General features: G+C 66.7%; 23 protein-coding genes. 10 read left to right on the forward strand and 13 right to left on the reverse strand.

Translation table 11 applies throughout. From position 1 onward, the window contains the following. Nucleotide 1: 1 nt before the first annotated feature. Genes CAL22_RS03990 through CAL22_RS04010 form a run of 5 tightly spaced genes read left to right on the forward strand, consistent with a single transcriptional unit; the run spans nucleotide 2 to nucleotide 4690 of the window. A complete protein-coding gene (locus tag CAL22_RS03990) occupies nucleotides 2-775 on the forward strand; it encodes an enoyl-CoA hydratase/isomerase family protein (protein WP_094810558.1) in 774 nt (257 codons plus the stop codon). 2 nt (nucleotides 776-777) lie between these two features. Further along, nucleotides 778-1974: a CaiB/BaiF CoA transferase family protein gene (locus tag CAL22_RS03995; protein WP_094810560.1), complete on the forward strand. Its 1197-nt coding sequence runs from the start codon at nucleotides 778-780 to the stop codon at nucleotides 1972-1974. A gap of 26 nt (nucleotides 1975-2000) precedes the next feature. Further along, complete coding sequence (locus tag CAL22_RS04000) at nucleotides 2001-2933, forward strand: 3-keto-5-aminohexanoate cleavage protein (RefSeq protein WP_094810562.1); 933 nt, start codon at nucleotides 2001-2003, stop codon at nucleotides 2931-2933. Nucleotides 2934-2948: 15 nt separating this feature from the next. Then, on the forward strand, nucleotides 2949-3638 hold the full coding sequence (locus tag CAL22_RS04005) for an NAD(P)H-dependent oxidoreductase (RefSeq protein WP_094810564.1): 690 nt from the start codon (nucleotides 2949-2951) through the stop codon (nucleotides 3636-3638). Further along, nucleotides 3635-4690 (forward strand): amidohydrolase family protein, encoded by a 1056-nt coding sequence (locus CAL22_RS04010; protein ID WP_094810566.1) that lies wholly within the window; start codon nucleotides 3635-3637, stop codon nucleotides 4688-4690. The genes CAL22_RS04005 and CAL22_RS04010 overlap by 4 nt, the downstream gene beginning before the upstream one ends. Here CAL22_RS04010 and CAL22_RS04015 read toward each other — a convergent pair. The 3 genes from CAL22_RS04015 to CAL22_RS04025 all read right to left on the reverse strand — a co-directional run bounded on the left by CAL22_RS04015 (nucleotide 4687) and on the right by CAL22_RS04025 (nucleotide 8174). After that, nucleotides 4687-5658, reverse strand: a complete 972-nt coding sequence (locus CAL22_RS04015) for a Bug family tripartite tricarboxylate transporter substrate binding protein (protein ID WP_094810568.1) — start codon at nucleotides 5656-5658, stop codon at nucleotides 4687-4689. The genes CAL22_RS04010 and CAL22_RS04015 overlap by 4 nt on opposite strands. Before the next feature lie 13 nt (nucleotides 5659-5671). Next, on the reverse strand, nucleotides 5672-6883 hold the full coding sequence (locus CAL22_RS04020; RefSeq protein WP_094810570.1) for an ABC transporter substrate-binding protein: 1212 nt from the start codon (nucleotides 6881-6883) through the stop codon (nucleotides 5672-5674). Nucleotides 6884-6968: 85 nt separating this feature from the next. Beyond that, on the reverse strand, nucleotides 6969-8174 hold the full coding sequence (locus CAL22_RS04025; protein WP_094810572.1) for a CaiB/BaiF CoA transferase family protein: 1206 nt from the start codon (nucleotides 8172-8174) through the stop codon (nucleotides 6969-6971). Between the two features lie 184 nt (nucleotides 8175-8358). Here CAL22_RS04025 and CAL22_RS04030 point away from each other — a divergent pair, with 184 nt between their 5' ends. Beyond that, the gene (locus tag CAL22_RS04030; protein WP_167383547.1) at nucleotides 8359-9090 is read left to right on the forward strand and encodes a FadR/GntR family transcriptional regulator; all 732 of its coding nucleotides are present in this window, start codon (nucleotides 8359-8361) and stop codon (nucleotides 9088-9090) included. 14 nt (nucleotides 9091-9104) lie between these two features. On the opposite strand, the gene CAL22_RS04035 is transcribed toward CAL22_RS04030, so the two are convergent. The 5 genes from CAL22_RS04035 to CAL22_RS04055 are packed head-to-tail and all read right to left on the reverse strand — an operon-like array spanning nucleotide 9105 to nucleotide 13798. Beyond that, complete coding sequence (locus CAL22_RS04035) at nucleotides 9105-9848, reverse strand: SDR family oxidoreductase (protein ID WP_094810576.1); 744 nt, start codon at nucleotides 9846-9848, stop codon at nucleotides 9105-9107. A 22-nt stretch (nucleotides 9849-9870) separates the two neighbouring features. Further along, nucleotides 9871-10830, reverse strand: coding sequence for a Bug family tripartite tricarboxylate transporter substrate binding protein (locus CAL22_RS04040; RefSeq protein WP_094810578.1), 960 nt, complete (start codon nucleotides 10828-10830; stop codon nucleotides 9871-9873). Nucleotides 10831-10846: 16 nt separating this feature from the next. Continuing rightward, nucleotides 10847-11194, reverse strand: a complete 348-nt coding sequence (locus CAL22_RS04045; RefSeq protein ID WP_432264292.1) for an AtuA-related protein — start codon at nucleotides 11192-11194, stop codon at nucleotides 10847-10849. Then, nucleotides 11194-12552, reverse strand: coding sequence for an acyclic terpene utilization AtuA family protein (locus CAL22_RS04050; RefSeq protein ID WP_094810582.1), 1359 nt, complete (start codon nucleotides 12550-12552; stop codon nucleotides 11194-11196). The genes CAL22_RS04045 and CAL22_RS04050 overlap by 1 nt, the downstream gene beginning before the upstream one ends. Before the next feature lie 19 nt (nucleotides 12553-12571). Further along, entirely contained in the window at nucleotides 12572-13798 is a 1227-nt protein-coding gene (locus tag CAL22_RS04055) for an ABC transporter substrate-binding protein (protein ID WP_094810584.1), read from the reverse strand. Between the two features lie 123 nt (nucleotides 13799-13921). Here CAL22_RS04055 and CAL22_RS04060 point away from each other — a divergent pair, with 123 nt between their 5' ends. Both CAL22_RS04060 and CAL22_RS04065 read left to right on the forward strand, forming a co-directional pair. Then, nucleotides 13922-14983 carry an alcohol dehydrogenase gene (locus tag CAL22_RS04060; protein WP_244193775.1) on the forward strand — a complete coding sequence of 354 codons (1062 nt, stop codon included), beginning with the start codon at nucleotides 13922-13924 and terminating at the stop codon, nucleotides 14981-14983. A 34-nt stretch (nucleotides 14984-15017) separates the two neighbouring features. Next, nucleotides 15018-16499, forward strand: coding sequence for an aldehyde dehydrogenase family protein (locus CAL22_RS04065; protein ID WP_094810586.1), 1482 nt, complete (start codon nucleotides 15018-15020; stop codon nucleotides 16497-16499). Here the strand turns inward: CAL22_RS04065 and CAL22_RS04070 are convergent. After that, the gene (locus CAL22_RS04070) at nucleotides 16484-17242 is read right to left on the reverse strand and encodes a FadR/GntR family transcriptional regulator (RefSeq protein ID WP_094810588.1); all 759 of its coding nucleotides are present in this window, start codon (nucleotides 17240-17242) and stop codon (nucleotides 16484-16486) included. The two genes, CAL22_RS04065 and CAL22_RS04070, sit on opposite strands and share 16 nt — an antisense overlap. Before the next feature lie 97 nt (nucleotides 17243-17339). Here CAL22_RS04070 and CAL22_RS04075 point away from each other — a divergent pair, with 97 nt between their 5' ends. Together CAL22_RS04075 and CAL22_RS04080 are read left to right on the forward strand one after the other, a co-directional pair. Further along, entirely contained in the window at nucleotides 17340-18140 is an 801-nt protein-coding gene (locus tag CAL22_RS04075) for an enoyl-CoA hydratase/isomerase family protein (RefSeq protein WP_167383548.1), read from the forward strand. A 13-nt stretch (nucleotides 18141-18153) separates the two neighbouring features. Further along, complete coding sequence (locus CAL22_RS04080; protein ID WP_094810592.1) at nucleotides 18154-19125, forward strand: tripartite tricarboxylate transporter substrate binding protein; 972 nt, start codon at nucleotides 18154-18156, stop codon at nucleotides 19123-19125. A 46-nt stretch (nucleotides 19126-19171) separates the two neighbouring features. On the opposite strand, the gene CAL22_RS04085 is transcribed toward CAL22_RS04080, so the two are convergent. From CAL22_RS04085 to CAL22_RS04100, 4 genes are read right to left on the reverse strand one after another with little or no spacing between them, the layout of a single operon-like run. Then, nucleotides 19172-20068 carry a polysaccharide deacetylase family protein gene (locus tag CAL22_RS04085; RefSeq protein ID WP_094810594.1) on the reverse strand — a complete coding sequence of 299 codons (897 nt, stop codon included), beginning with the start codon at nucleotides 20066-20068 and terminating at the stop codon, nucleotides 19172-19174. Nucleotides 20069-20091: 23 nt separating this feature from the next. Beyond that, the gene (locus tag CAL22_RS04090) at nucleotides 20092-20835 is read right to left on the reverse strand and encodes an SDR family NAD(P)-dependent oxidoreductase (protein WP_094810596.1); all 744 of its coding nucleotides are present in this window, start codon (nucleotides 20833-20835) and stop codon (nucleotides 20092-20094) included. After that, nucleotides 20832-21851 (reverse strand): ketopantoate reductase family protein, encoded by a 1020-nt coding sequence (locus tag CAL22_RS04095; protein ID WP_094810598.1) that lies wholly within the window; start codon nucleotides 21849-21851, stop codon nucleotides 20832-20834. Before CAL22_RS04095 ends, CAL22_RS04090 begins: the two co-directional genes overlap by 4 nt. Beyond that, complete coding sequence (locus CAL22_RS04100; protein ID WP_094810600.1) at nucleotides 21848-23152, reverse strand: MFS transporter; 1305 nt, start codon at nucleotides 23150-23152, stop codon at nucleotides 21848-21850. The genes CAL22_RS04095 and CAL22_RS04100 overlap by 4 nt, the downstream gene beginning before the upstream one ends. Nucleotides 23153-23352 lie beyond the last annotated feature (200 nt).

Below are 23352 nucleotides of genomic sequence, written 5' to 3' on the forward strand. Positions count from 1 at the left end.
CATGTCCATCGATTACACCGTCGAAGACGGCATTGCCGTCATTACGATCAACCGTCCCGAACGCATGAACGCCATGGACCTGGAGCACTACCAGGCCCTGTCCGCCGCCTGGCAGCGGGTGCGCGACGATTCGCAGGTCCGCGTGGCCATCATTACCGGCGCCGGCGATCGCGCCTTCACCGCCGGGGCGGACATCAAAACCTTTGTCTCCGCGCCTTCTCCCTGGGATGAGATGTGGTTGACGCAGCGCGATCAACTGCTCAATCGCGGGCTCGAGGTCTGGAAGCCGGTCATCGCGGCCGTCAACGGCTTGTCGCTGGGCGGCGGAACGACGCTGTTGTTCGCCACCGATATCCGCGTCGCGGCCGAGCACGCGACGTTCAGCCTGGCCGAGGTCAAGCGCGGCATCGTGGCCGGCAATGGCGGCACGCAGCGGGTGATGTCGCAGATTCCCTATGCCTTGGCGATGGAGCTGACGCTGACCGGCGATGCGATCGATGCGCAGACGGCGCTGCGCTGGGGGCTGATCAACAAAGTGGTGCCGCGCGAGCAGTTGATGGACGCGGCCATGGCCTATGCCAGGCGGATCGCGGTCAATGCGCCGTTGGCGGTGCAGGCGGCCAAGGAGCTGGCCTTGCGCAGCCGCGATATGGACCTGAACACCGGATTGCGGGTCGAGGCCCTGGTGAACCGGCTGCTGCAGGAAACCGCCGATGCCAAGGAGGGGCCCGCGGCGTTTGCCGAGAAGCGTCCGGCGCGCTTCGAGGGGCGGTGAGCATGAGCCGCGAGCTGCCTTTGCATGGCGTGACGGTGATCGATCTGGGGCAGATCTATAACGGCCCCTACGCGACCTTCCTGATGGCGATGGCCGGTGCCCGCGTCATCAAGGTCGAGCCTCCGGGAGGCGAGAACCTGCGCCGGCGCAGCGTCGTGGGCGGCGCGGCGCTGCCTTTCGCCATGCTCAATTCCAACAAGCGGTTTGTCTCGCTCAACCTCAAGGAGCAGCGCGGCCGCGAGATCCTGCGCACCATGGTCCGGCGCAGCGATGCCTTGCTGGAGAACTTCGCGCCCGGGGTGATGGACCGCCTGGGCGTGGGTTACGACGCGCTGCGCGAGATCAATCCCCGTCTGATCTACGCCTCGGGGTCGGGGTATGGCCTGTCCGGGCCTTACCGGGACTTGCCCGCCATGGATCTCACGGTGCAGGCGGCCTCGGGCATCATGAGCGTGACGGGCTTCCCCGACCGGTCTCCGGTGCGCGCGGGCCCGGCCGTCTGTGACTTCTCGGGCGGCGTGCATCTGTACGGCGCGGTCATGACCGCGCTGTTCGAGCGCGAGCGCACGGGCCTGGGCCGGCGCGTCGAGGTCGCCATGCTGGAAGCCGTCTACGCCTCGCTCAGTTCCAGCCTGGGGTTGTGGTACGGCTCCGGGGGCGAGGCGCCGGCGCGCACCGGCAACCGCCATGGCGGCCTGGCCGAATCGCCCTACAACGTCTATCCGGCCGCCGATGGCCATATCGCGATTCTGTGTGTCGGCGAAACGCATTGGAAGAGCCTGCTGACCGCCCTGGACCGCGAGGATCTGCTGCAGGACGAGCGCTTCTCCACCCTCGCGGGCCGTGTCGCGCACATGGAAACGGTCGACGCGCTGGTCGGCGAGTTCACCGCGGGCCTGAGCAAGGCCGAGTTGATGCGGCGCCTGCAGGCCCAGCGCGTGCCGTGCGCGGCGGTTCGCGATCTGGAGGAGGTCACGTCGGATCCTCACCTGCACGAGCGCGGCTTTCTGGAAGAGGTCGATCATCCGCAATACGGGCGCGTCACGCTGCCCCGCTCGCCCATGCGTTACGAAGACTCCGCGCTGCCGGCCATCGAGCCCAGCGCGGAGCTGGGGGCGCACAACGAAGACATCTACGGCGGATGGCTGGGCATGCCGGCGGCCGACTTGCAGGCCTTGCGCGCCGACGGTGTGATCTGAACCCGCTATCCCTTCAGGAGACAACCATGGCCACCAGCCGAAAAGTCATCATTTCATGCGCCGTGACCGGCGCCATCCATACGCCCTCCATGTCCCGCTATCTGCCCGTCACCGCCGCGCAGATCGCCGACGATGCGGTAGCCGCCGCCGAGGCAGGCGCGGCGATTCTGCATCTGCACGCGCGCGATCCGGGCAATGGCAAGCCGGATCAACGGCCGGAGGCCTTTGCGCCGTTTCTGGCCGACATCCGGCGCCGCAGCCAGGCCGTGGTGAACATCACGACGGGAGGCAGTCCCTATATGACGGTCGAGGAGCGCCTGCGGCCGACGGCGACGTTCAAGCCCGAGCTGGCGTCGCTGAACATGGGGTCGATGAACTTCGGCCTGTTCCATCTGCTGGATAAGTACAAGGACTTCCAGCATGCCTGGGAGCGCGAGCATCTGGAGAACTCGCGCGAGCTGGTGTTTCGCAATACCTTCAAGGATATCGAGCACATTCTCCAAACCGGCACGGCCAACGGCACGCGTTTCGAGTTCGAGTGCTATGACACCAGCCATCTCTATACGCTGCGGCATTTTCTCGACCGGGGGCTGGTCAAGGGGCCGCTGTTCATTCAGACGGTCTTCGGGATACTGGGCGGCATTGGCACCCATCCGGAGGACGTGCAGCATCTGCGGCGCACGGCAGACCGCTTGTTCGGCGACCAGTATCAGTGGTCGGTGCTCGGCGCGGGCGCGGCCCAGATGAAGGTGGCGGCGATCGCGCTGGCCGGCGGCGGGAACGTGCGTGTTGGGCTGGAGGACTCGCTGTGGGCCGGCCCCGGGCGCTTGGCCACGGGCAGTGCCGAGCAGGTGCGCATCGTGCGTCAAGTGATCGAAAGCATGGGCATGTCGGTCGCCACGCCGGATGAGGCGCGCCAGATGCTCGCGCTCAAGGGCGGCGACGCCGTCGCCTTCTGATCCGCCAGGTGCGCGATGAATGTCCTGATCGTGTTCGCCCACCCCGAGCCGGCCAGTTTCAGCGGGGCGTTGCGGGACACCGCCTGCGCCACGCTTAAAGCGCTGGGACATCAGCTGCAGGTTTCCGACCTGTATCGCATGGAGTTTTCCGCCGTGGGCGATGTGGACGACTTTGTCCATGATGTCTGCGATACGCCGTTCGATTATCAGTCCGAGCAGCGCCTGGCCCACCAGCGCGGCAGCTATTGCGCGGAGATTGCCGCCGAGCAGGAGAAATTGCGCTGGTGCGATCTGGTGATGCTGAACTTCCCGCTGTGGTGGTTCGGTCCGCCGGCCATTCTCAAGGGCTGGATAGACCGCGTCATGTCCGTGGGCTTTGCCTATGATGCCGACCGGCGCTTCGAGCGCGGCGCGCTGAGCGGCCGCCAGGCCATGGTGACCATCACGACGGGCAGTCCGGCCGCGCGGTTTTCGCTGGACAGCCCGCGCGCCTACACCGATCTCGCGGGAACGCTATTGCCCTTGAACAAGGGGCTGTTTCCTTATGTCGGCATGACGGCCTTGCCGCCGTTTGCCGCCTACGCCGTGGCCAAGGTCGATCCCGAGGCGCGGGCGGACTATCTGCGGCAGTATCGCGCCCATCTGATCGCTCAGATCGGGCGCGCGCAGCCAGGCGGCGCATGCCCGCCAGGAGAACCCTCATGAGTCATCCCGCCTATATCGGCAACCAGCCGCGCAACAGTGCCGACCTGGGACGTTGGCTGGGGCGCCGCGCGCGCGAAGCCGCCTTGGAGCCGGAGCTGCCCATCATCGATGCGCACCACCATTTGTGGGATTTCCCCGCCGTGGGGAACCGCTATCTGTTGCCCGATTATCTGGCCGATGTGCAGGGCGGGCACAACATCGTCGCCAGCGTCTACGTCGAGGCCGCCGCCATGTGGCGGGCTGACGGCCCCGAGGCCTTGCGCCCGGTCGGAGAGGTGGAGTTCGCCGCGGGGATGGCCGCCATGGCCGACAGCGGCACCTATGGCCCTTGCCGGATCGCCGCGGCCATCGTGGCGCACGCCGATTTGCGGCTGGGCGCGCAGGTGCGCGAGGTGCTGCTCGCGCAGCAGGCGGCGGCGGGCGGGCGCCTGCGCGGTATACGCCATCAGGTCGCGCATGCCACCGGCGCCGTGGGGAAGTACATCAAACATCCCGTGGACGCCGACCTCATGTACCAGGCCGGGTTTCGGGCGGGGGTCGCGCAACTGGCGCCGTTGGGCTTGAGCTTCGATGCCTGGCTGTACCATCCGCAGCTCGCCGGCCTGCGGGACTTGGCGCGCGCGTTTCCCGACACCGTCATCGTGCTCAACCACGTGGGCGGCGTGCTGGGCGTGGACGCCTACGCTGGCCGGCAGGCGCAGGCCTTTGCGCAGTGGAGCGAGCAGATGGCCGCCTTGGCCGACTGCCCGAATGTGGTCGTCAAGCTGGGCGGGATGGGCATGCCGGTGTTCGGCTTCGGGTTTGAGACGGGCGACGGCCCGCCTACCTCCGCGCAATTGGCCGAGCGCTGGCAGCCGTACATCGAGCGGTGCATCGGGCTTTTCGGCGCGCAACGCTGTCTCTTCGAGAGCAATTTTCCGGTGGATCGCCAGTCCTGCGACTACAACGCCTTGTGGAATGCGTTCAAGCTTGCGACGCAATCCCTGCCATCGGCAGACCGCCGGGCCGTCTTCATGGAAACGGCCCGGCGCGTGTACCGCATCGCGATCTAAAGCACCGATACGCCCGCATCGCGGGTCAGCTTGCCCCACAGGTCCAACTGGGCGCGGATGTAGGCCGAGAACTCCTGCGGTGTGCCCGGCGCCGGCAGCATGCCCATGCTGTCGAAGAACTGCCGGGTGTCGGGGGCCTGCAGCGCGGCGACGAAGGCGGCATTGACCTTGTTCACGATGGCCGGCGGGGTGCCGGCCGGCGCGAACAGGCCGACCCAGGAAGCGAATTCATAGCCGTCCACGCCTGACTCGGCCAGCGGCGCCACGTCCGGACTGGACGGCAGACGCTGCCGGCTCGTGACCCCCAAGGCGCGCAGTTTGCCGCTCTCCAGATAGGGGCGCGTGACCATGACATCGGTGATCATGTAGTCCAGGCGTCCGCCGATCAGATCCGTGACGGCTTGCGGCGTGCCGGCGTAGGGGACGCCCAGACTCTGGATCCCGGTGAGCGACTTGAGCAGTTGCGCGGCGGCCAGCCCGCCGGAATTGCCGGTGCCGTAGTTCAGCTTGCCGGGGTTCTCGCGCGCGTAGCGCAGGAACTCCGTCATGTTGCGGGCAGGCAGGTCGGCGCGCACCACCATCATGAGCGGGTTGGACGTCAGCTGCGTCACCGGACTGAAGTCCTTGACCGGGTCGTAGCCGATGTCCTTCATCATGTAGACATTGGCGGCGTGGGTCGAGTTGGTGCCGAGCAGCAGCGTGTAGCCGTCGGGCTTGGCGCGCGCGACCTCGCGCGCGGCCACGCTGCCCTGCGCGCCCACTTTGGGCTCGACCACGATGGGTTGGCCCAGCGTGGCGCTGGCCTGCTTGCCCAGGTAGCGCGCGATGATGTCCGAGCCGGATCCGGCCGGAAAGGAGATGACCAGCCGGATGGGGCGGTCGGGATAGTTGGCCGCCGGGTCGGCGGCCACGGCCGGGCCGGCCGTGGCGGCGGCGAGCGCGAAGGCGGTCAGGGTGCGGATGAGCATGGCGTGTCTCCGCTCAGGGCTTGACCAAGGGGCATTCGCTTTCGGACAGCGGCCAGTAGATCTGGTCGGCCGGCAGCGTGGACAGGATCTTGTAATAGTCCCAAGGCCCTTTCGATTCCTGCGGCGTCTTGACCTGCGCGACCAGCATGTCGTGCAGCATCACGCCATCCTCGCGCAGTTTGCCATTGTGGGTGAAGACGTCGTCGACGGGCAGTTCCCGCATTTTCTTCATGACCGTCATGGCGTCGGTGGTGCCGGCGGCCTGCACCGCTTTCAGATAGTGACCCACGCTGGAGTAGACGCTGGCCTGCACCATGGTCGGCATGGCTTTGCGGATATCGTAGAAACGTTTGGCCCAGGCGCGGGTTTCATCGTTCTGGTCCCAGTAGAACGAGGTCGTCAGCACCAGGCCCTGGGCGCGTTGCAGCCCGAGCGCATGGATGTCGGTCAGGAAGGTGATGAAGGAGACCACTTTCTGCTTGCCGCGTGTCAGGCCGAATTCCTGCGCCTGCTTGATGGCGGTCACCAGATCCGCGCCGCCCGTGGCCAGCGCCACCACATCGGCGCCCGAGGCCTGGGCCTGCAGCAGATAAGACGAGAAATCTGTGGTGTTCAGCGGATGCCGCACTTTGCCGACCACCGTGCCGCCGTTGGCCTCGACGTACTTGGTGGCGTCACGCTCCAGGGCGTGGCCGAAGGTATAGTCCACGGTGATGAAGAACCATTTCTTGCCGCCTTCCTTCATGGCGCCCTTGACGGTGCTCATGGCCTGGGACTTGGTGTTCCATGCCCACACCGCGCCGACGGGCGAGCAGGCCGAGTTCACCAGGGATTCGGTACCGGAGGCCGAGGTCAGGACGACGGCCTTGCGCGATTCCGTGGCGGCCTGCTGAATCGCCAGGGCCGCGGCGCTCGAGGCAATGTCGGCCAGCGCGGTGACGCCTTCGTTGTCCATCCATTTGCGGGCCAGGCTGGAGGCGATCTCGACTTTGTTCTGGTGATCCGCGCAGAGAATTTCGATGGGGCGATCGAGGACCTTGCCGCCGAAATCCGTGGCGGCCATTTTGGCGGCGGCGCAAGACCCCGCGCCGCCCAGGGCGCTGAACGTGCCGCCCATGTCGCTGAGCAAACCGATCTTCACGGGCTGGGCCATCGCGCCGGCAGCAACGCCGGCTCCCACCAACCAGACTGCGGCCAGCTTAGCCAGATGCGCACTTATCTTCATGGTGTCTCCTTCTCGGGCCGCTCTCTGTCGGAGCGCCTGGGTATTGCCGCGCCAACGGGACGCGGCGGCCGTTCTGCTCAATGCGTCATGGTTTGCCTGCGGCCCCGGCTTGGGCGCTCTGGGCCACCCCGGCGGACAGCAGGGCGTCGATGTCGCCGTCGCCATACCCCAGCTCGGCCAGGATCTGGCGCGAATGCTCGCCCAGGCCCGGAGGCGCGCTGCGCATGGCCGGGCGCACCCCGTCGAAGGTGACCGGGGCGGCGATGGTTTTTCCCGTCGCGCCTTCCAGCACCATGCCGCGCGCCTGCATGTGCGGGTGGTCGAGTAAATCCTGCAGGCTGTTTAGCGGCGCGGCGGGTACGCCGGCGGCCGTCAGGCGTTCGAGCCAGTCGGCGCAGGTCCGCGAGCCGATCAGCTGCTGCACCAGGGCGATGGTCTCGGCGGCATGCTTGACCCGCGCGCCATTGGTGGCAAAGCGCGGATCGCTGGCGGCTTGCGGCGCTTCGGCGGCTTTGCAGAAGCGATTCCAGAGGTTGTCGTTGGGGATGCCGATGAGAATGTCGCGGTCCTGGGCCTGAAAGACCTGATACGGGCAGAGCGAGGGATGGCCGGAGCCCGACTTGCCGGGCAGCTTCCCCGATTGCCAGTAGTTTTGCAGCGTGTAGCCCAGCAGGCCGGCCGCGCTGTCGAACAGCGAGACCTCGATCGCGGCGCCTTTGCCGGTGCGTTCGCGCTGCACCAGGGCGGCCAGGATGCCGGACAAGGCATTCATGCCCGTGGCCTGATCGATGGGCGACATGGGCGAGCGCACCGGGCCGCCGCCGGGTTCGCCCGTGATGGACAGCATGCCGCTGAAGGCCTGCAGGATCAGGTCGTAACCCGGCAGCGCGCTCAAGGGGCCGTGCTGGCCGTAGCCCGAGATGCTGCAATAGACCAGCCGGGGGTTGACGCCCAGCAGCGTCTCGCGGCCCACGCCCAGGCGGGCGGCTACGCCCGGCGCGAAGCTTTCGATGACGACGTCCGCGGCGGCTGCGAGCTGGTGCGCGATGCGCTGGCCCGGCGCCGACTTCAGATCCAGCGCGATGCTGCGTTTATTGCGATTGGCCGACAGGAAGACCGCGCCGCAGCCCTGTGCGTCGTAGGGCGGCCAGTGCCGCGTTTCGTCGCCAATATCGATCGGCTCGACCTTGGTGACCTCGGCGCCGAAGTCACTCAGCATCTGGGCGCACAGCGGCCCGGCCAAGACTTTGGATAGATCCAACACTTTCAACCCAGCCAAAGGAAAATTCATTCTCCGTCCTTGGTTTAATGGTTTATGTATTACATTCATCAAAAGGTTCAATCATTATTGAAAGTGACGCTCGCGAAGTCAATCGGTGCAAAGCCGGGGGTCGCGGGCTGGCGACTGGAAGGGGATGGCTTTGGCGCAATACAATGGTTTAAGAGATGGATATTTCAACCATAAGGAATTCAACATGGCGTTTGGCGAATCCGACACGCTGGGCTTGATCGATGTCCCCAAATCCTGCGACATGCTGGCTTCGCGTCTGCGCAATCAAATCCTGTCCGGGGTCTATCCGGCCGGCACGCAGTTGCCCGCGGAACGGGATCTCGTCAGCCAGACAGGCTTGAGCCGCAATGCCATCCGGGAGGGCTTGCGCATTCTCGAGGCCGAGGGCCTGGTGCAGACGCGCCTGGGGCGCTATGGCGGCTCTTTCGTGTGCCAGCCTTCAGACGAAATGTTTGCGCGCCACTTCCGGGTCTATGCGCGGGGCCGCAAATTGCCGCTGGAAGCCCTGCTCGAGGCGCGCGAGTCCCTGGAGCCGCGCATCGCCATGCTGGCCGCGGCCAATCGCAATTCCGACGACCTGGCCGAATTGCAGGGGGTGCTGGATCGCCTGGCGGCTCCGCCCGCGCAGGATCCCGCCACCTTTCTCGCCGAGACGCGGCACTGGATCTACGGCGTGGCCACCGCCAGTCACAATGAGCTGCTACGCGTGTTCATGACCTCGCTGGCCGAACTGATCCACGATCTGTCCGGGCTGGAGGATTTCACGTCCGAAGCCAGCCGCAAGGAGATCATCCATATCTACCAGCGTATCTTTCAGGCGATCGCCGACGGCGATGTCGCGGCGGCCGGCCGCCGCGCGGAGCGGCACGTCAAGGCCTATTCGGAGCGCGCGCGCAAAGCGGGGATGACCCTCTAGGCAGCCCCAAGGCCCTAGCGGCCGCCCGCGACGTCCACCACGGTGCCATGGATGTAAGAGGCCGCGGGCGAGGCCAGCCACAGCACCGCCTCAGCCACTTCGTCCGGGGTGCCGGAGCGTTGCAGCGGTGTGGTGCGGGCCAGCGTTTCCATGGCGTCGAGGCCGCCGTGGATGTCGTGGATCTGCGTCTGGATCAAACCGGGCCGCACGGCATTGACCCGGATGCCTTGGGTGCCCACTTCCTTGGCCAGCGCCAGCGTGAAGGCGTCGATGGCGCCCTTGCTGGCGGCATAGTGGCAGCCGCCGGCCAACCCGCCCAGGCGCGCGGCGACGGACGAGAGATTGATGATCGCGCCGCCCTTGCCGCCTGTCTGGGTGGACATGCGTTGGACCGCCTGCCTGGCGCAGAAGAACATGCTGAAGACATTGGCGCGAAACAGGCGTTCCAGTTCGCCCGCGTCCATGTCCCGCACCAGGCAGTGGCCCAGCATGCCGGCGTTGTTCACCAGCACATCCACGGGGCCCAATTGCCGGTCGACGTCGAGAAAGAGGCGTTCGACCTCCTGCTCCTGGCCGACGTCGGCCTGCACGGCGATGGCGCGGCCCCCTGCCGCGCGGATGCGGTCCACCACGGCTTCGGCGGCGGCGGCATCCCGGCGGTAGTTCACGGCGACGGCATATCCCTGGCCGGCGGCCATGGCGGCGATGGCTGCCCCGATGCCGCGGCCCGCGCCCGTGATCAGAACGATCTTGGTCATGGTTGGTCCTGCGTGCGTGGGTTCATTGCGGCTCGATGCCGGCTTTCTTGACCAGGTCCGCCCACTTGTCGATCTCCACGTCGATGAAGCGCTTGAGCGTCACCGGATCCTGGTAGGCCGGCGCGATGCCGTTGTCGATCATGCGTTGGTTCAGCGCGGGCTGCGCCAGCACATCGTGGGCGACGTGGGTCAGTCGGTCGACGACCTCCACGGGCAGGCCGGCGGGGCCGACCAGGGCGAACCAGGCGGTGATGTCAAAGCCCGGCAGCGTCTCGGCCAGGGGCTGCCAGCCAGGCGTCAGCGGGCTTTCGGATTGCGAGGTGATGGCGATGGCCTTGAGCTTGCCGCCCTTGGCCTGCGCGATCGCGTTGGCGGCGTCGACGAAGGTGAAGTCCAGGGTGCCGCCCAGGACATCGACCACGGCATCCGGAATGCCTTTGTACGGCACGGCCAGCACGTCCAGGCCGGCTTCCGACTTCAGCATGGCCAGCGAGACCTGGGAGCTGGACGAGCCGAAGCCGGCAGTCAGCTTGCCGGGATGCTTGCGGACATGGTCGATGAATTCGCGCGCATTGTCGGCGGGGAAGTCCTTGCGGACCATCAGCACGAGCAGATTGGCCCCCAGCCCGGCAATGGGCGTGAAGTCTTTGCGGGGATCGTAGGGCAGGTTCTTGAAGAGACTGGCGTTGGCCGCGATGGCGGTGTTGGCGCTGATCATGAGCGTGTAGCCGTCGCGCTTGGCGTCGGTCAGGGTGCCCACGGCGATGATGCCCTGCGCGCCGGGGCGGTTTTCCACGACCATCGGCTGGCCCAATACTTTTTGCATGTCGGCGCTGACCATGCGGGCGAGCTGATCGGTTGCGCTGCCGGCCGGGAAGGGCACCAGCACGCGGATGGGCCGCTCGGGGTAGCCGGCGGCAGCCGCGGCGCCAGCGGTGAGCACGGCCAGGGTGGCGGCCAGGACACGGACGAAGCTTTTCATGGGAATCTCCAGTGCGTTACCGCGAGGCGCCGTGAGGGGGGGAAAGCGGGTTCTGATCGATCCGCAGGGTCAGTAAATGAAAGGACAGCGATTTGCCATGCAGATCGAGGTCGAGGGAGTCATTGACCCCGCCGTCCAGGATGTCTTCGATGACGAAGTTCATGGCGCCCAGGCGCGGCAGCAGATAGCGCCGCACGCGGGTCGGGTTGCGATAGGCAAAGTGTTGCGCCACCCGTTGCTCGGTCACTTGCGCCACCAGCCAGGGATAGTCTTGCGGCTGGTAGGCAATGAGGCTGATGTTGGAGTGATTGCCTTTGTCGCCCGTGCGAGCGTGAGCCAGTTCATAAAGCAGGGTCTGAGTCATCATGATGTCGGCGCGGTGAGGTGATAGGAGGCGGGGGCGAGTTCGCGCGGGACCATGAAGTTGCGCATCTCCAGCCGTCTGCGTTTGCTGACTTTGACGCCGCCGCCGCCGGCCGGGCCGCCCGTCCACAGGGCCGTCACCTCGCGGTGCAATCTATCGATCAAAGCGGGATCGTCATGGCGCGCCGCGGCCCTGAGCCTGACGTCGGTGGCCTGGCCCACGGGCGTGCTGGCCAGCATATGGCCGCGATCGTCGCCGAGGATGCTGCACACGCCGATCAGGTCGAAACGCAGTTGCAGCAGCTCGCCGAGCCGCTTGTCCAGCACCGCCATGGCCAGCCGCGCGCGCGCTTCCGCATTGGGGCCGGCATAGGAAATTTCGGCGTCGCCCGTCCAGCCGCCTTCAAAAAACGCGGCGGCCTTCAGCGTCGGCGGCCGCGGGTGGCCGCGTACGCCGGCCAGCCTGACGCGGCCCGGCGCAATCTCTTCGACGCTGGCGTCGCTGATGTCGGCCACCACGTCCGGCGTCAGATAGGCCGCGGGATCATGCACTTCGTAAAGGAGCTGTTCTTTGACGGTCTGGCTGTTGACGATGCCGCCGGTGTCGTCGGCCTTGCTGATGATGCAGGAGCCGTCGGCCTGCATCTCGGCGATCGGAAAGCCCACGTCGTCCAGGCCCGGGACTTCCTTCTTGCCCGGGTCGGCGTAATAGCCGCCGGAGACTTGCGCGGCGCATTCGAGCAGATGGCCTGCCATGGTGCCGCCGGCCAGGGCATCCCAGTCCTCGCGTTGCCAGCCGAAGTGGGCGATGGCCGGGCCTAGCGTGAGCGAGGAATCCGCCACCCGGCCCGCCACGACGATCTGCGCGCCGGCCGTGATCGCTTCGGCGATTTCGAAGGCGCCCTGATAGACATTGGCGCTGACGAAACGCGCCGCGTCAAAGCCGCTGCCGAAGCAGTCGCGGATGGGCCCGGCCTGCTGCAAGGGGCCGGACAAGTCATCGCCGGCCAATACGGCGATGCGCGGCGCAGGCAGGCGGAGGTCGCGGGCCAGACGTTCGATGAGCCGCGCCGCGGCCGGCGGATTGGCCGCGCCGAAGTTGCCGACGATGGTGATGCCGTGGGTGAGGCAGTCGCGCAGGATGGGCCGCAGCAGCGGTTCGAGCAGGGCTTCGTAGCCGGCTTGCGGGTCGGCGCGGCGTGCAAGCTGCGCGAAGGCGAGCGTGCGTTCGGCCAGGGTTTCGAAGATGAGTACGGCCGGGCCGCCGCGCTTTATCAGGGTGCGCACCACCGGCGCAGGCGCATCGAGACGGTCGCCGGAAAAGCCGGCGCCGCATCCTATGTTCAGGACATCCTTCATATCGGGCTCCAGATCGCGCTTAGCGCAGATACTTGCAGGCAGCAGGGTCGGGCGCCTTGAAGGCGTCCTGGCCCGGGATCACGCTGATCTGTTCCATCAAGTCCCATTCCCCTTTGGATTCGCTGGGCTTTTTCACGCGGAACAAATACATGTCACGCACCAGCCGGCCGTCGGGGCGGATGACGCCCTGGCGGGTCATAAAGTCATTGACCGGCGTGGCCTTCATCTGCGCCATCACGGTTGCCGCGTCGGTGCTGCCCGTGGCTTTGACGGCCGCGAGGTAATGCATGACGGCGCCATAGGCGCTGGCCTGGTTGGCGTTGGGCATCTTGCCCACGCGCTGCGCATAGCGTTGGGCGAAGGCGCGCGTCGCCTCGTTCTGGTCCCAGTAAAACGCCTCCGTGACCACGAGATCCTGCCCGGCCTGCAGGCCCAGCGCCTTGACGTCGTGGAAGGTGATGCTGGGCACGGCGATATGCTGGCCGGCGGCGCGCATGCCGAAGTCCTCGGCCTGCTTGAGCGCGGTCACTGCCTGCATCGTCGTGGTGGTCAGGCCGACCACGGCGGCCTTGGACGCCTGGGCAGAGAGCAGGTCTGAGCCGTAGTCGGAGGCATCGAAGGGGTGTTTGGTCGCGCCCAGCACTTTGCCGCCGGCAGCCTGCACCATGGCCGTGATGTCGCGCTGGATGTTCGTGCCGTAGGCGTAGTTGACGGTCAGGAAGTACCAGCTTTTGCGGGCGTCGTCGCCATAGGCGAGGAAGGCGCCGCGCGCCTGGCTGTAGGTGTCGTAGGTCCAGTGAATGCCGTTCGGAGAGCAGTGCTCGCCCGTCAGGTCATTGCTGCCGGTGCTCAGGAAAATCACCATGCGGTCTTTGTCGCGGGCCAACTCCTGCACGCCGAGCGCGATGCTGGTGATGCCGACATCGAGGATCAACTGCACATCGCTGTCATACCATTTGCGCGCGATGCCCAAACCCACGTCGAGTTTGGACAGATGGTCGGCCGCCAGCACTTCGATGGGCCGTCCGAGCACGGTGGCGCCGAAGTCTTCCACCGCCATGCGGGCGCTGATCACCGTGCCTCGTCCCGAGTAGTCGGCCGCCGGGCCGGACTGGTCGGTGAGCACGCCTATCTTCAAGGGCGCCGGGGTCTGGGCCGCGGCCGGCGCCTGGGGGGCTGTCAACGCCAAACCCAGGCAGGCGGCCGCGAACAAACGGCCGGCGCAAAGCGGATTACGGTGCGGCATGGATGTCTCCGTTGGCGATACTGCGCATCGCTCTTATGGTCAGACCATTGACTGAGTCTATGGTGGATGGTATTTATTGGCCTTCCAAAAGTCAACGCATCATCGACACCGAGGAGACGGGACATGGCGCAGCAAATGCGTTGCTACCAGATCAGGGCGTTTGGCACCGAGTTAAGCGAGGCGGTCGTGGATCTGCCCGCTCTCGAAGGCGCGCAGGTGCGCTTGAAAGTCATCGGCGCGGGGGTGTGCCACAGCGACGTGCACATCTGCGAAGGCCATTACCAACTCGGAGGCGGCAAGACGCTGTCGTTTGCCGATCGCATCCGGTTTCCGCGCACCCTGGGGCATGAGGTCTCGGGCGAGGTGGTGGCGGTCGGGCCGGATGTCGCGCATTTGGCCGTGGGTGATGTATGCCTGGCGTGCTCCTGGATCGGCTGCATGGAGTGCGACCACTGCCGCCAGGGCCTGGAAAACCTGTGCACGGCGCCGCGCGTGATCGGCGTGAATCGCGATGGCGGCTTCGCGGAATACGTCGATCTGCCCGATGAGCGCTATGCGATTCCCTTGGGCGACCTGGATCCGGTCGCGGCCGCGCCCATGGTCTGCTCCGGCCTGACCACGTACAGCGCGCTGAAGAAGTTCGGCCCTCTGCAGGCGCGGCGGCCGTTGGTCGTGATCGGCGCGGGGGGGCTGGGGCTGATTGCGATCTCGGTGGCGCGCATGCTCGGCGCCACGGGCGTGGTGACGGTGGAAATCGATCCCGCCCGGCGGCAGGCCGCGCTCGATGCCGGGGCCAGCCACGCCATCGACCCGGCCGCGCCGGATGCGGTGGCGGCCATCAAGGCCGCCGTGGGCGGGCAGGTCTGGGGCGTGCTGGATGTGGTCGGCAGTTCTGAGACCGTGCAACTGGCGCTCGATGCGCTGGACAAGGCCGGCCAGCTCGTCGTGGTGGGCCTGTTTGGCGGCGCCATCTCCATCCCCGTGCCGAGTTTGCCGCTCAAGGTGCTGACGATACAGGGCAGCTATACCGGGTCGCCGGCGGAGTTGCGCGAGTTCATCGCGCTGGCCCGCCGTCTCGGTCTGCCGCGCGTGCCGCTGGACATCCGGCCGTTGAGCCATGCGCCGCAAGCCTTGAAGGACTTGCAGCAGGGCAAAGTGGTGGGGCGCATTGTCCTCACGCCGTGAACCGCAACCATCCGTTTGACGAGAAGGGGCAGGTATGACGAGGTCTGACACGACGACGCATCCCTATCTGGGAACAGGCGCCAAGGGACATTTGATCGGCGGGCGCGTGTGTCCCGCGCAGGACGGCAGGCTGTTCGATACCTGCAATCCGGCCACGGGGGAAGTCATTGCGCAACTGGCCCGCGGCACGGAGGCGGATGTGGACGCCGCCGTGCGCACGGCCCGCAAGGCGTTCGAAGGGCCCTGGCGATCTTGGACGCCTTATCAGCGGCAGGCCTTGCTGTTTCGCGTGCACGAGCTGGTCGACCAACACTATGACGAGCTGGCCTTGCTCGAAACGCTGGACATGGGCGCGCCGCTGTCGCGCACTCGTGCGTTTCGCGGCTTCATTCTGCAAACGATTCTGCATTACGCCACGCAGACTGCCAATCTGGCCGGCGAAACGTTGCCCAACTCCTTGCCTGGCGCGATCACCACGCTCAATCTGCGCACGCCCGCCGGGGTCATCGGCGGCATCATTCCCTGGAACGGGCCGCTGATCAGCCAGTGGTGGATTCTCGGCGGGGTACTGGCCAGCGGCTGCACCGTGGTGCTCAAGCCCGCCGAGGATGCTTCCCTGAGCGTGCTGCGCGTGGCCGAACTGCTGCACGAGGCGGGTCTGCCCGAGGGCGTGGTCAATGTCGTGACAGGCATGGGCGCCGAGGCGGGGGCCGCGCTGGCGCGCCATCCCGACGTCGACCGTGTCGCCTTTACCGGTTCCACGGCGACGGGGCGCAAGATCATCGAAGCGTCCACGGTCAATATCAAACGCCTGCAGCTCGAGCTCGGCGGCAAATCTCCCGATATCGTGTTTGCCGACGCCGATCTGGACGTGGCGGTGCCGGGGGCGGCCATGGCCGTGTTCTCCAACAGCGGCCAGGTCTGCTATGCCGGTTCCCGTCTGTTCGTGGAGCGCAGCATCCACGACGAGTTCGTCGCGCGTCTGACCGCTTTCAGCAAGACGCTGCGCGTGGGCAACGGCCTGGATCCCAAAGTGCAGCTCGGCCCGCTCATTTCGGCCCGCCAGCTCGACCGCGTGATGGGTTATATCGACGGCGCGGCGGCCGAAGGTGCCGCGCTGGCCGGCGGCGGCCAACGGCTGGATGGCGATCTGGCTAAGGGTTATTTCGTGGCGCCCACGATCTTCGCCAACGTCCACAACGAGATGACCATCGCGCGCGAAGAGATATTCGGCCCGGTGATTTCGGTGATTCCCTTCAATGACGCGGACGAGGCGCTGCGATTGGCCAACGCCACCGACTATGGCTTGGGAGGAGCGGTATGGACCCGTTCCCTGGGCCAGGCCATGAAGATGGTCCATGGCGTTCGTTCGGGCACGCTATGGGTCAATTGCTACGGTGTCATCGATCCCGCCGTGGGGTTTGGCGGCACCCGCAGCAGCGGCTACGGGGTCAAGGGCGGCCTGCATCATCTGGAGGCCTATATGGACACCAAGAGCGTCTATATCAAACCTTGATCCTGCTGCTTGATCAGGTTGCGCAGTTGCGCGGAATAAGCCTGGACGTGACGCGTCATGCGGCGCCGGGCCGCCGCCGCGTCCTGTTTTTCAACCGCGTCGAGAATGCGGGTGTGCGCTTGCAGCACGAGGCTGCGCACTTCATCGGTGGCGAAGTTGTGCAGCGTCGAGGCTTCGTGAATCAGATTGGCCAGCGAATGCATGAAGGCCTCGAGCAAGGGATTGCGGCTGGCCGCCGCCAGCCGGCAGTGCCATTTGACGTTTTCTTCGAGGTAGGCCGGCACGTTGTCGTGGGCCTGTTGCAGGCGCCGGTCGATCTCGCGCAGTTCGGCCAGATCGGCGTCACTGCGATGCAGCGCCGCCAGCTCGGCGATGGGCGGCTCCACGGCTTCGCGCGCTTCGATGATGGAGGCCAGCGGCAGATGGCTGCCCCGCGCGAAGAGCGCGATCTGGCGCGCGACGGTGGTGCCGCTGGGCCGGGTGGCGCGCGAGCCGCCATAGCGCCCCGGACGCGTGCTGACCAGCCCTTCGGCCTCGAGGATGCGCAGCGCCTCGCGTACCGAGCCGCGGCTCAGGCCGGTCTGGTCGACCAGGTCGCGCTCCCCGGGCAGCAGGCTGCCGTCGGGAAAGCTGCCATCGAGAATTTTCTGGCGCAAATGATTGGCCAGGACATCGCACGACTTCGGGATGTGCAGCGGTTCCAGGCGGGGCGGGGCGGATGCTTCGGGTTTGTCGAGTTTCATGGCGGTACCGCGTCGCGGCATGCGGGCCGACCCGACGAAGTTTAATTGTTTGACCATTGATTCAACGATAGTAACACCCACCAATCAGGAGACAGCGATGGAAAACGGACAGGCGGCAGCGCCGCAACCGTGCGTGCAGTACCGGATCGAGGGCAGTGTGGCGATCATCCAGTTGAACCGGCCCGAGCGGATGAATGCCCTGACGGTCGAGATGCGCGAGACGCTGGCCGAATTGTGCGGCCAGGCCAACCGCGACCGCGCGGTGCGAGCGGTGGTGCTGTGCGCGGCCGGCCGGGCTTTCTGCGCCAGCGGCGATGTGTCGAACATGCGCGAATTCAATGTCGACTCCGCGCGCGAGCGTCTGCAACGGGCGCACCGGATGATCCGCGCGCTGGCCGACATCGATAAGCCGGTCATCGCTGCGGTGCAGGGGGCGGTGGCCGGAATCGGATGGAGCATGGCGCTGGCCTGCGACCTGATCTATGCCGCCGACACGGCATATTTTTCGCAGGTGTTCAAGAACGTCGGGCTGGCGCCCGATGGCGGCGCCCTGCATTTTCTGGCGCAGAACATCGGCCTGCTGCGCGCCAAGGAGCTGGTGCTGTCGGGCCGCCGCCTGGGCGCGGAGGAAGCCTGCCAGATGGGCCTGGTGACCAGGGTGGTCGGGGCCGATCGGCTTCAGGACGAGGCCCTGGCCATGGCGGCCACTCTGGCCGAGGGACCGACGCTGGCCTACGGGTTCGGCAAGCGGATGTTCCGGCAGGTCTATGCCCCCGCCCTGGAAACCTATCTCGATGTCGAGAACTGGGCCCAGACGGCGGCGATCATGAGCGAGGACCACCAGGAAGGGGTGGACGCCTTTTTGAGCAAACGTGCGCCGGTCTTCAAGGGCCGCTGATCAGGAGATCATCATGTCGAGAGCTTGGTTGTGTCGTGCCCTGGCTTGTCTGCTGCTGCCTTTGCTGGCCGCGCCGCCGGCGCTGGCGGGCGCCTATCCCGAACGCCCGGTGCGTTTGCTCGTGGGTTATGGCCCCGGCGGGGGCACCGATCTGATCGCGCGTCTGGTGGCGACGCATATTTCTCAGGAGCTGGGCCAGCCCGTGGTCGTGGAAAACAAGCCCGGCGCGGCCGGCAATATCGCCACCGACCAGACCGCGCGCGCCGCGCCGGATGGCTATACCCTGCTGCTGGCGGCCAACACCGTCACGATCAACCCGCACATGTACCGCGACATCGCGACCGATCTGGCGCGTGATATGCGGGGGGTGGGCATCGTGGCGACTTCTCCCATCGTGCTGGTCTCGGGCGCGGCGTCGCCCTTCAAAGGGCTGGAGGGTCTGCTCGCCTACGCCAAAAGCAACCCGGGCAAGGTCAGCTACGGCACGCCCGGCGTCGGCACGCCGCAGCATCTGGCGGTCGAGCTGCTGATGCATATGACGGGCACCAAGATGACGCATGTTCCGTACAAGGGATCCAGCCAGTCGCTGTCGGACCTGCTGGCCGGGCATATTTCCCTGGTGTCGGCGGCGATCAATTCCGCGCAGCCCTTCATCGAGGCCGGCAAGCTGCAAGGCGTGGCCGTCGCCGACGCCCAGCGCGTGGCGGCCCTGTCTGGCGTGCCCGCCATCGCCGAGATCGTGCCCGGCTACGAAGTGCGGATCTGGTACGGCGTGATGGCGCCGGCGAAGACGCCGGATGCCGTGGTGACGCGCTTGAACGAGGCGCTGGCCGCCGCCGCCAAACATCCGGAGATGCAGGCGCGCATGCGCGAGATGGGCTATGAACTGGCCTTGAACAGCCCCGCGGCCATGGATGCCGAAGTTCGCGACGACCTGCAGCGATGGGGCGCCGTCATCAAGGCGGCGGGGCTGAGCCCCAATTAGTGCCGGCGCGGGCGGCGGCGGGCCGCTGCCCGCGCGCCGGGCGCGCTCAGGCGGCGTGCGCCTTGACGTGGCGCACGACCTCGGCGTGGGTGGCGACCCAGGCGCCTTTGGCGCGCGCGGCCTTGAGGATTTCTTCGAGGATCCAGATCCGCGAGCGCGCGGTGATGACGTGCGGATGCATGGTCAGCTGGAACAGACCGCCGTCCTGCTCGGCGCCCTCGAGCTCGCGCATGAAGATGTCGAGCACGGCCTGCGGCGGGGTATAGGGCCGCAGGGACTGGAAGCGATGCATGATGAAGTAGACGGCATCGTCCCGGATCCATTCGACCGGCAGCTCCACCACGCCCGAGGGCTGGCCGTCGAGCAGCAGTTCATAGCAGTCTTCGTCGGCCATGAGGGAGGAGTCGTACTCCAGGCCCATTTCGACCGCGATGCGCAGCGTGTGGGGGCTGAAGTCCCAGGAGGGGGTGCGCATGCCGACCGGCCGCACTTTGGTGATGCGCTCGAGCGCATCCGACGAGCGCAGCAGCAGGTCGCGCTCGGCTTCGTAGGGCAGCACGGAATTCAGCTCGTGAATCCAGCCGTGCAGGCCGATCTCGTGGCCGGCGTCGATGAGGCGTTGCTGCTCTTCGGGGTAGGTCAGAGCGGCGACGGCGGGGACGTAGAAACTGGCGCGCGCGTCGTAGCGCTGCAGCAGGCGTTCCAGACGGGGCACGCCGACGCGGGCGCCATACTGGCCCCAGCTCATGCGGCCGATGGATTTGCCGCCTTCGCGCAGCTCGTTGGTCTCGTGGTCGCTGTCAAAGGACAGGGCGACCGCGAAGGGCGCGCCGCCGGGCCAGGAAGCGGGGCGCAGGCTGCGGCCGGCCCGGACGTGATTGATGGTGTTGCGCCAGGTCTCGTCGGGCCATTGCCAGGGTTCGAGGGGGGAGTTGCTGTCCATGGATGCTCCGGGGTCTGGATGCGTTATTTGCCGCCGTCAACGGACAGAATCTGGCCGTTGATCATGGCGGAGAGGTCAGAGGCCAGCCACAAGGTGGCGTTGGCGATGTCGGCGGGGGTGGCGAGCTTGCGCAGCGCGATGCCGCGCAGCAAGGCGGCCTGCCCGTCGGCGCCCATGGCATCCCATTGCCGCTGCGTGGCGGCGTTGGTGATGACAAAGCCCGGCGCCACGGCATTGACGCGCACGCCATGCGGGCCGAGCTCATGGGCCAGTTGGCGCGTCAGGCCCAGCACGGCGTGTTTGGCCGAGCAATAGGCTTGCACGCCGGTCAGGGAGGCTTGCAGCGCCGCGCCGGAGCTGATGTTGACGATGACGCCGCGTCCGGCGGCCTTCATGGCCGCGGCCACGGCGCGGCTCACGGCAAAGGCGGCCCCCAGGTTGATGTCGATGATGGTGTCCCATTGCGCATCGCTGACCGCTTCGATGGGTTGCGGCGCCTGGCCCGCCACCCCGCCGGCGTTATTGATCAGGATGTCGACGGCGCCGCCGTTCTCCACGCCGGCGATCCAGTCGGCCGCGGCGCGGCGGTCACGCAGGTCGACGATTCGGGTGCGGATGTCGTGCTGCGGGTCGAATGCCATGGGGTTGATGTCGCAGGCATGCACCTGCGCGCCCAGTCGCGCGAAAGCCTCGGCGATCTCCTTGCCAAAGCCCAGCGCGGCGCCGGTGACGGCGACGGTGCGGCCCGTGAAGTCCAGTGTGCTCATGCCGGCACCAGTTCGAGGAGGTTGTCATCCGTCTGGGCGCGCTTGCCTTGTTCGATCTCGCCGATCATGGCGACGAGCTGGCTCAGGATGGGGCAGGGCTTGCCATGCTGGCGGCCGACGGTGACGACCACGGCGATCATGTCCACTTCGGTCTTGCGTTTGCGGATCGCCAGGTCGCGCCAGACGCCGGAATGGGTCTTGGTGTTGGGGCGGTTGAAGTCCACCATGGCCTGAATGCTGGCCCGGGCGCGAGCCTCGGGCGCGCCGGCGGCGAAGGCGGCGGGTTCGAAGCCGTTGAAGCCGCGAGGGTCGATTTGCTCGGCCTGCGCGACGTCGACGACTTCCTGCGCCAGGCCACGCCACAGAGGGAAAAGATCGTCGCGCTCGAGCACGTCGGCGATTCCCGACATGCCGACGGCCTGCGCGAACAGCATGGCGCCGTAGGCCAGCTTGCCCCAGAGGTAGCCATCGACGTCATCCGAAAGTATGGCGTCGGGCTCGAAGTGGTGCAGATCCTGCAGGAGCTGCTCGGCGCGCGGCGTGACGCGGCCGTCGAGTTCGCCGATGACCACCGCAGCCCGGTTGGAATAGAGCAGCTCGCCGGGCGCGACCCAATCGGCATAGAAGTTGACGAAGGCACCGATGACGCGCTGGGCGCCCACCACGTCGACGATGAGCGGCTCGCACAGGCCGTTCTGCAGCGACAGCACATAGCCGTCATCGGCCAGATGGGGCAGCAGCTGCCGCGCGGCTTCGGTGGTGTGATGTGCCTTGACCGCCAGAAACACCCGCTGCCACTTGCCTTGCACCTCGGCCGGCGTGAACGCCGGCGGGCGGACGACCATATCGTCGATGGGGCCGGTGATATGCAGGCCGTCCTGGCGGATGGCCGCCACGTGCGCCGGGTCGGCGTCGACCAGGGTGACGTCGTAGCCGGCGCGTGCCAGGTAGGCGCCGACCGTGCCGCCGATGGCGCCGGCGCCCCAGATCAGGATGTCTTGGTTCGGGTTGCTCATTTGAGTTTGTCGTGTGCGGTTTCACGCAGGAAGAAGATGACGAGGCCGGAGACCACGCCTGCGCAGATCAGGTAATACGTCGGCGAGATGGACGACCCGGTCGCTTCGATCAGTGCGGTGGCGATGAAGGGGGCGAAGCCGCCAAAGATGGCCGTAGCCAGGCTGTAGCCGATGGACAGCAGCGTGGTGCGCGAGTGCGTGGGGAAAATTTCGCACAGTGCCGCCGGGGCCGCGCCGGAGAACGCGCCGATAAAGAGGTTGAAGATGATCTGGATGGTCAGAATGGTGCCGAAACCCGGCTTGCTGATGATGATGTTGAACAGCGGGTAGGGCAGGATGATGAAGGCGGCGCAGCAGGCCAGCAGCAATGTGCGCCGGCCGATGCGGTCGGACAGCCAGCCGAACAGGGGTGTGGACAGCACCAGGACGACCAGGGCGATCGAGTTGGAGTTGAGCGCCTGTTGTTGCGTCAGCCCGGCATGCTTGACCAGGAAGGTCGGCATGTAGGAGAGCATGATGTAGTACGACACCGTCCAGATGATGGTGAAGCCGAACGCGCGGCCCAGCATCCGGAACATCTCCGAGCGCTCGGTCTTGGGCGCGGGCGTGGCGTCTTGCTGCAACTTGGTGAAGGCGGGCGTCTCTTCGAGATTGCGGCGCATGTAGAAGCCGACCGGCAGCAGCAGACCGCCCAAGAGGAAGGGAATGCGCCAGCCCCAATCGTCCATTTGCTGGGCCGTGAAGATGCCGACCATGCCGGCGACCACCAGGCTGGAGAGCAGGCTGGAGGCGGCGATCGACGCCTGGCCCAGGCTGCCGAAGAAGCCGCGCCGGCCGGCGGGCGCCGACTCGACGATGAGCGTGGTGGCGCTGCCCCATTCGCCGCCGGCGGCCAGGCCCTGGATCAGGCGCAGGGCCACCAGCAGGACGGGCGCGGCCAGGCCGATGGTGTCATAGGTGGGCAGCAGGCCGATACCCACCGTGCCCAAGGCCATGCCGAAGATCGTGATCTGCAAAGCGGTCTTGCGGCCGCGCACGTCGGCGATGCGGCCGATGATGGCCCCGCCCAGCGGCCGCGCCAGAAAGCCCACGCCGAAAGTGGCGAAGCTGGCCAGCAGGCCGGCAACCTCGTCCCCGTGGAAGAACTTCTTGGCCAGCGTCGCGGCCAGGAAGGCATACACAATGAAATCGTAGTACTCGAGCACGTTGCCGATCATCGCGGCGCCCAGCTGTTTCTTCGGGCGCGGCGTGCTGTTTTGATCCGCCCACGCGGCGCCAGAGGTTGCTTTTGCAGTGGTCATAAGAGAGCTGTCAGTTCAAGAGTGAAGGGCTGAACTACGGGCAATCGTTCATATATATGAACGACAATCAAATATGTGAACATGATGCCGCGCACGGAACTGCCCTGTCGATAAGGGGAAGCCCGGAGGTCAGAGGGGATGTGGGGGGATGGCGCGCGCGCGGTCGTCGCGCGCAACGCCGGCGTGCGCGGGGGGAAGCC

Source organism: Bordetella genomosp. 12 (assembly GCF_002261355.1).
Lineage (GTDB): Bacteria > Pseudomonadota > Gammaproteobacteria > Burkholderiales > Burkholderiaceae_B > Bordetella.

Bases quoted from the DNA above. Each gene is read 5' to 3' on its own strand.
- CAL22_RS03990 (WP_094810558.1), top strand. From the start codon at position 2: ATGTCCATCGATTACACCGTCGAAGACGGCATTGCCGTCATTACGATC.
- CAL22_RS03995 (WP_094810560.1), top strand. From the start codon at position 778: ATGAGCCGCGAGCTGCCTTTGCATGGCGTGACGGTGATCGATCTGGGG.
- CAL22_RS04000 (WP_094810562.1), top strand. From the start codon at position 2,001: ATGGCCACCAGCCGAAAAGTCATCATTTCATGCGCCGTGACCGGCGCC.
- CAL22_RS04005 (WP_094810564.1), top strand. From the start codon at position 2,949: ATGAATGTCCTGATCGTGTTCGCCCACCCCGAGCCGGCCAGTTTCAGC.
- CAL22_RS04010 (WP_094810566.1), top strand. From the start codon at position 3,635: ATGAGTCATCCCGCCTATATCGGCAACCAGCCGCGCAACAGTGCCGAC.
- CAL22_RS04015 (WP_094810568.1), bottom strand. From the start codon at position 5,658: ATGCTCATCCGCACCCTGACCGCCTTCGCGCTCGCCGCCGCCACGGCC.
- CAL22_RS04020 (WP_094810570.1), bottom strand. From the start codon at position 6,883: ATGAAGATAAGTGCGCATCTGGCTAAGCTGGCCGCAGTCTGGTTGGTG.
- CAL22_RS04025 (WP_094810572.1), bottom strand. From the start codon at position 8,174: ATGAATTTTCCTTTGGCTGGGTTGAAAGTGTTGGATCTATCCAAAGTC.
- CAL22_RS04030 (WP_167383547.1), top strand. From the start codon at position 8,359: ATGGCGTTTGGCGAATCCGACACGCTGGGCTTGATCGATGTCCCCAAA.
- CAL22_RS04035 (WP_094810576.1), bottom strand. From the start codon at position 9,848: ATGACCAAGATCGTTCTGATCACGGGCGCGGGCCGCGGCATCGGGGCA.
- CAL22_RS04040 (WP_094810578.1), bottom strand. From the start codon at position 10,830: ATGAAAAGCTTCGTCCGTGTCCTGGCCGCCACCCTGGCCGTGCTCACC.
- CAL22_RS04045 (WP_432264292.1), bottom strand. From the start codon at position 11,194: ATGACTCAGACCCTGCTTTATGAACTGGCTCACGCTCGCACGGGCGAC.
- CAL22_RS04050 (WP_094810582.1), bottom strand. From the start codon at position 12,552: ATGAAGGATGTCCTGAACATAGGATGCGGCGCCGGCTTTTCCGGCGAC.
- CAL22_RS04055 (WP_094810584.1), bottom strand. From the start codon at position 13,798: ATGCCGCACCGTAATCCGCTTTGCGCCGGCCGTTTGTTCGCGGCCGCC.
- CAL22_RS04060 (WP_244193775.1), top strand. From the start codon at position 13,922: ATGGCGCAGCAAATGCGTTGCTACCAGATCAGGGCGTTTGGCACCGAG.
- CAL22_RS04065 (WP_094810586.1), top strand. From the start codon at position 15,018: ATGACGAGGTCTGACACGACGACGCATCCCTATCTGGGAACAGGCGCC.
- CAL22_RS04070 (WP_094810588.1), bottom strand. From the start codon at position 17,242: ATGAAACTCGACAAACCCGAAGCATCCGCCCCGCCCCGCCTGGAACCG.
- CAL22_RS04075 (WP_167383548.1), top strand. From the start codon at position 17,340: ATGGAAAACGGACAGGCGGCAGCGCCGCAACCGTGCGTGCAGTACCGG.
- CAL22_RS04080 (WP_094810592.1), top strand. From the start codon at position 18,154: ATGTCGAGAGCTTGGTTGTGTCGTGCCCTGGCTTGTCTGCTGCTGCCT.
- CAL22_RS04085 (WP_094810594.1), bottom strand. From the start codon at position 20,068: ATGGACAGCAACTCCCCCCTCGAACCCTGGCAATGGCCCGACGAGACC.
- CAL22_RS04090 (WP_094810596.1), bottom strand. From the start codon at position 20,835: ATGAGCACACTGGACTTCACGGGCCGCACCGTCGCCGTCACCGGCGCC.
- CAL22_RS04095 (WP_094810598.1), bottom strand. From the start codon at position 21,851: ATGAGCAACCCGAACCAAGACATCCTGATCTGGGGCGCCGGCGCCATC.
- CAL22_RS04100 (WP_094810600.1), bottom strand. From the start codon at position 23,152: ATGACCACTGCAAAAGCAACCTCTGGCGCCGCGTGGGCGGATCAAAAC.